At 69.5% G+C, this 5,545-nt stretch carries 4 protein-coding genes and 1 pseudogene; 4 read left to right on the forward strand and 1 reads right to left on the reverse strand.

The window, feature by feature from the left end:
• Together ACWEPL_RS64750 and ACWEPL_RS64755 are read left to right on the forward strand one after the other, a co-directional pair.
• Window positions 1-686: DUF6807 family protein (locus ACWEPL_RS64750; protein WP_452442935.1), on the forward strand; the 686-nt coding region annotated here is incomplete at its 5' end.
• Entirely contained in the window at window positions 683-1,459 is a 777-nt protein-coding gene (locus tag ACWEPL_RS64755) for a cupin domain-containing protein (protein ID WP_452442937.1), read from the forward strand. The genes ACWEPL_RS64750 and ACWEPL_RS64755, both read left to right, overlap by 4 nt.
• Here ACWEPL_RS64755 and ACWEPL_RS64760 read toward each other — a convergent pair.
• Window positions 1,416-2,702 carry a glycoside hydrolase family 30 protein gene (locus ACWEPL_RS64760; RefSeq protein ID WP_452442938.1) on the reverse strand — a complete coding sequence of 429 codons (1,287 nt, stop codon included), beginning with the start codon at window positions 2,700-2,702 and terminating at the stop codon, window positions 1,416-1,418. The two genes, ACWEPL_RS64755 and ACWEPL_RS64760, sit on opposite strands and share 44 nt — an antisense overlap.
• A 150-nt stretch (window positions 2,703-2,852) precedes the next feature.
• On the opposite strand from ACWEPL_RS64760, the pseudogene ACWEPL_RS64765 reads away from it, so the two are divergent.
• Together ACWEPL_RS64765 and ACWEPL_RS64770 are read left to right on the forward strand one after the other, a co-directional pair.
• Window positions 2,853-4,045: pseudogene (locus tag ACWEPL_RS64765) on the forward strand (RNA-guided endonuclease InsQ/TnpB family protein); the annotation flags it as partial.
• 246 nt (window positions 4,046-4,291) lie between these two features.
• A complete protein-coding gene (locus ACWEPL_RS64770; protein WP_452442940.1) occupies window positions 4,292-5,314 on the forward strand; it encodes a LacI family DNA-binding transcriptional regulator in 1,023 nt (340 codons plus the stop codon).
• Window positions 5,315-5,545 lie beyond the last annotated feature (231 nt).

Genomic DNA, 5,545 nt, shown 5'->3' on the forward strand with positions numbered 1-5,545 from the left:
TGTCCGGGCAGAACTTCTGGGGCGGCCCCACGTTCTCGGTGGAGAAGAACTACCACTGGCGCGACAACCTCGGCCACATGAACCACATCGACTTCCCCGGCGTCTCCGCCGACGGGGAGCGGGTGGCGATCGACGAGACCCTGCACTGGGTCTCGGCGCAGGGCGAGCAGTGGATCACCGAGCAGCGCCACCTGGCCTTCCACGGCGTGGACGCCGAGCGCGGCATCTGGGCGCTGGACTTCTCGACGAAGCTGCTCAACGTCCGCGGCACCACGCTCGAGTTCGGCAGCCCCACCACGCACGGCCGCCCGCTGGCCGGGTACGCGGGCTTCTTCTGGCGCGGCCCCCGATCCTGGACCGGAGGCACGATCATCGCCGCCGGCGGCCAGGGCGGCGAGGAGATGATGGGCGCCGAGGCCCCGTGGCTGGCCATGGTCGGGCAGCACGACGAGATCGACGGCGGCGGCACCGTACTGGCCATCGCCGGGCACTCCAGCGCGCCCGTGCCGATCAAGTGGTTCGTCCGCAAGGAGGCGTTCGCCGTGATCAGCCCCTCTCCCTCCTTCGACGAGGAGATCGCGCTGGCCGACGGCGACACTCTCGAACTGACGCACCGCTACGTCTTCATCGACCGCGTCTGCGAGCGCGCGGAGCTCGACGACCTCGGCGCGGAGTTCGCCCTATGACTCCGCTCTTCCCCGGCGGCACCTCGATCAGTGACCTGGCCGTCTACGACTGGGAATGCGCCGACGGCGTCCATGGCGGCACCCCCCACCTGCACACCGTCTCGACGGAGGCGTACGTCGTGACCGGGGGCCGCGGGGAGGTGCACACCCTCAGCGCCGCGGGCTTCGCCCGGGACCGGCTCGAGGCGGGCACGGTGCTGTGGTTCTCCCCCGGCACGATCCACCGCCTGGTCAACGAGGAGGATCTGCGGCTGGTCGTGATCATGCAGAACGCAGGGCTGCCCGAGGCCGGCGACGCCGTCCTCACCCTCCCCGCCGACGTCCTGCGCGACCGTGACGCCTATCTCGCCGCCGCCACGCTGCCGGCGGACGGCTCGGAGGCCGAGCGCGCGGCCGCCGCCCGGACCCGCCGCGACCTCGCCGTCACCGGCTTCCAGCAGCTCCTGAAGGACGTGGACGACCGGGGCGGCCAGGCGCTGGCGGACTTCCATCGCCTCGCCGCCGCGCTCGTCCGCCCACGGGCCGGGTCGTGGGCGGAGCTGTGGAGCGGGACCGTCGAGGCCGAGACCGAACGCACCCGCAGGCAGCTCGCGGCGATCGCCGACGGCGACCCGGCCCACCTCGGGCAGGCCGCCGTCGTCCGTACCACGCCCAGACCGGGGCCCCGGGCGTTCGGCATGTGCGGACGCCTCCAAACCTGGAAGCCCGAGCCCGGCGCGGGGAGCGAGGTCAACCGAGAACGATCGTGGTCAGGGCACGCGGCAGGAGCGTGACCGCCCCGTCCGTCACGGGGACGGGTCCGAGTGACTCGTCCTCGTTCGTCAGGTAGGCAGCGACCTCGCCGCCCACTCCCTCCCAGGTCACGGGGGTCATGCCGGTGTTGAGGACCTCGACGACCCGGGAGCCGTCGGGGTTGCGGAACGCGGACACCTTCAGGGCGGGCTTCGTGACCGCCGTCTCGAGCCTGACCGCGCCGGGCCTGACGAAGCGGCTGTAGGCGGCCAGCGCCCACAGCCGCTTGGAGACCCGGTAGGACTTGGCCGCCTCGTCGATCAGCAGCAACGCCCGGGTGTTTCCGACGGAAGCACCCAGCCAGTACACGTAGCCGGAGACGTGGCCGAGGGTGAGCGCGTCGTGCACGGCCAGGGCGATCGTGAAGCCGTCGGAGCCGCTGCCGTCGTACCAGCTCTCGTTCCAGCTGGTGCCGTTGGGGTGCCACTCCGACATCCACGTCGGCCGTTCCGTCGGCAGCGGGGAGTCCACGGGGGTGGCGTAGCTGTGCCCGGTATGGACCTTCACCCAGCGACGGGCCTCGGCGTCGGCCTCGATCGCGGCCGTGTAAGCCCTGGCCTCCGTCCAGCCGACCGACTCGCAGCACACCACCCGCATGCCCGAGGCGATGGGACCGAGCACCTTGACGAACTGGGCGGCCTCCTCGGGGGTGAAGCGCATGGAGGCGTACGGGGCCGTCCAGTCGGGCTCGTTCGCGAACCCCAGGTCGGTGATCCGGATGCCTTCCCGCGCGTAGAACCTCGTGTACTGCACCAGGTAATTCGCGTAGGCATGCCGCCACTCCGGCTTCAGCCTGCCGCCGTTCCTGTCCTCGCCGGTGTCCTTCATGTAGCCGGGCGCGCTCCAGGCGACGGCGAAGAAGCGCTCGACGCCGTACGCCTGCGCGGCCTTGGCCAGCCACACCTGGCCGTTGTCGTCGCCGTCCCACACATACTCGGGCGGGGCGTCCGGGCCGCCGGGGTCCTCGGGCTGGATCGACACCATCTCGTCGTACGGGCTGCCCGCCGGGGACGAGCCGATGCCGAGCCGCAGAATGCTCAGCCCGGCGCCCTTCTCGCGGCTGAACCACAGGTCGAGGATCTCCCGCTGTCTGTCCTCCGGGAGGGCTCTGACCAGTTCGTTCCGCCGGAACGCCATGGAGATCCCGAACCCGTCGATGGTCTGGTGCCGGACTCCATCGTCGATCGTGATCGCCGGTGGATCGGCCGGCCGGGGTTCGTTCATCTGATACCTCCGAGGAGACCCCCGCCTTCAGGCGGGGAAGGAATCGGACTCCTGCGGAGCAGGGCAGGAGCAGGCGATTCGCCGCCAGGCGGACCCCCGTCTACGACAACCGAGCAGCACTTGGCTGGTCTTCCTGCAAAAATGTGAGGCGTGGCGCAGCTGGTGAAGCGGGCCTACAAGTACCGCTTCCACCCGACCCCTGAGCAGGCCGAGGAGCTTGCCCGGACGTTCGGTTGCGTGCGCCTGGTCTACAACAAGGCGCTGGAAGAGCGGACCCGTGCCTACATCCTGGAAGGCAGGCGGGTCTCCTATGTGGAGTCCTCCGCCGCGCTGACGGCGTGGAAGAAGACGCCCGAGCTGGCGTTCCTGGGTGAGGTGTCGTCGGTGCCGTTGCAGCAGGCACTGCGCCACCTGCAGGCGGCGTTCGCGAACTTCTTCGCGCGCAGGGCGAAGTACCCGACCTTCAAGAGCAAGAAGAAGGCGCGCGCGAGCGCGGAGTACACCCGCTCGGCGTTCCGCTGGCGCCAGTGCCGGCTCACCTTGGCGAAGATGGACGCGCCGCTGACCATCGTGTGGTCGCGTCCGCTGCCCGAGGAGGCCGAGCCGTCCACGGTGACGGTGTCGAGGGACGCGGCCGGGCGGTGGTTCGTGTCCATCCTCCTCGAGGAGAAGATCTCGCCGCTGCCGCCGGTCGAGGCGTCGGTGGGCGTGGACGCGGGCATCACGGCGCTGGCCACGCTCTCGACCGGCGAGAAGATCGTCAACCCGCGTCACGAACGTGCCGACCGGCGCAAGCCGGCCCGCGCTCAGCGATCGCTCGCCCGTAAGGAGAAGCGATCGAACAACCGGGCCAGGGCCCGGCTGCGCGTGGGCAAGGTGTACGCCCGGATCGCCGACCGGCGCCGGGATCATCTGCACAAGGTGACCACACGGCTTGTTCGCGAGAACCAAGTGATCGCCGTGGAGGACCTGACGGTCCGCAATATGGTCAAGAACCGCTCGCTGGCCCGCGCCATCTCGGATGCGGCCTGGCGCGACCTGCGGATGATGCTGGAGTACAAGGCCGCCTGGTACGGGCGCACACTGGTGGCGGTGGACCGCTGGTTCCCCTCCTCCAAGCTCTGCTCGGCCTGCGGGACTCTGCAAGAAGCGATGCCGCTGACCATCCGGGAATGGACCTGCGACTGCGGCGCGGTCCACGACCGCGACGTCAACGGTGCGAAGAATGTGCTCGCCGCCGGGCTGGCGGAGAGCTGAAACGCCTGTGGAGCTGGTGTAAGACCTCAACGAGAGTCCTCTCGGGCGGGCGACCGGCAGTGAAGCAGGAAGGCCAACCGGCGACGGTTGGAATCCCCCTCGTTCACGAGGGGGAGGAGGTCAACACGGGAACTCCGAGCATGTGTGACTGCGACGACCTTGCTGGCGACCATCCTGCCCGAACTCTGGATCCGGTGCCGTGACGGGTCGCCCGGGTTGAGTGCCGCGGACAGGCCGGCCAGGTTGTTGGCCGGCGCGATCGCATATTAGTGATCGATCACTTTAGCGTCAACGCTAGGCTGTCCCGCAAGGAGCGAGGAAAGGGGGTCCCCTTGGGCGAGTCCGAGACGCCGCGCGTCACGATCCACGAGGTGGCCCGGCGTGCGGGCGTTTCCCACCAGACGGTTTCCCGCTACTTCCGCCACAACGAAGGCTTGAAGCCGGAGACCCGCAGGAAGATCGACCTGGTCGTCCAGGAGCTCAACTACCGGCCCAACCTGGTCGCGCGCTCCATGCGCACCCGGCGCACCAACCGGCTGGCGATCACCCTTCCCGCCTCCACCTATCTGTGGCCGGTACGCCTGCTCAGCGCCGCCTCCACGGCCGCTCACGCCGAAGGCTTCCAGCTGGAGGTCGTCAGCATGGAGGGCGACCCCCGCGCCAGGGCGGAGCGGATCCTGGAGCTCGCGGGCTCGGGGCAGGTCGAGGGCATCCTGTCCTTGACGCCCCTCGAGATCGACCCCGGGGCGTCGCCCGTCCCCATCGTCGTCACGGGCGACTACGACGACAACCTCCGCAGCGTCAACGAGCTCGCGGACGCCTCTCCGATCCGCGAGATCATCGAATATCTCGCCTCGCTGGGGCACAGAGTCTTCTTCCACATCGCCGGCACGCAGACTTTCGCCTCCGCCCGCAATCGCAAACTGCTCTACGAGCAGACGATCAAGCAGCACGGGCTCACGTCGTACGGCATCGCCCTCGGGGACTGGACCCCGCAGTCCGGCTACGACGCCGTCCGGGGGCTGCCCGAAGGAAGCGGCGTGACCGCCGTCGTCGCCGCGAACGACCACGTGGCCATGGGCGCCGTACGAGGAGCGCTCTCCCGGGGCTGGCGCGTTCCCGACGACGTCAGCGTGTTCGGCTGGGACGACGAGGAACTGGGGCGCTTCGCCAGCCCGTCGCTCTCCACGGTGGCCGTCGATCGCGAGGTTCAGGGGCGGGAGGCCATGGCCAAGCTCATCGCGGAGGTCCGGGGCGAGCCGGTGCCTGAATCCCCCTCACGGTCGATCAACCGGGTGATCGTACGCGAGACCGTGGGTCCGCCACCGTACGCGTGCGAGCAGGGCGGTGTGTGATCGATAACGCATGGGCCGGCCAATAGCTGCGACGGCCACCACCCCGCCACGCTGAAACTTTCACCCTGCCTTGACATGCGCCGGGCGCCGCCCTTACACCGTTGGGTGTTATCGATAACGCACCTCATGCATCGGCTCGGCAGAGAGAGTTGCGCGATGTCCAGACGTAGACCCTTGTTGACCGCCTTAGCGGTCGTGGCGCTTGCCGTCCTGGTGGCCACAGGCGGCCCG

It is taken from the genome of Nonomuraea sp. NPDC004186, from assembly GCF_053603495.1.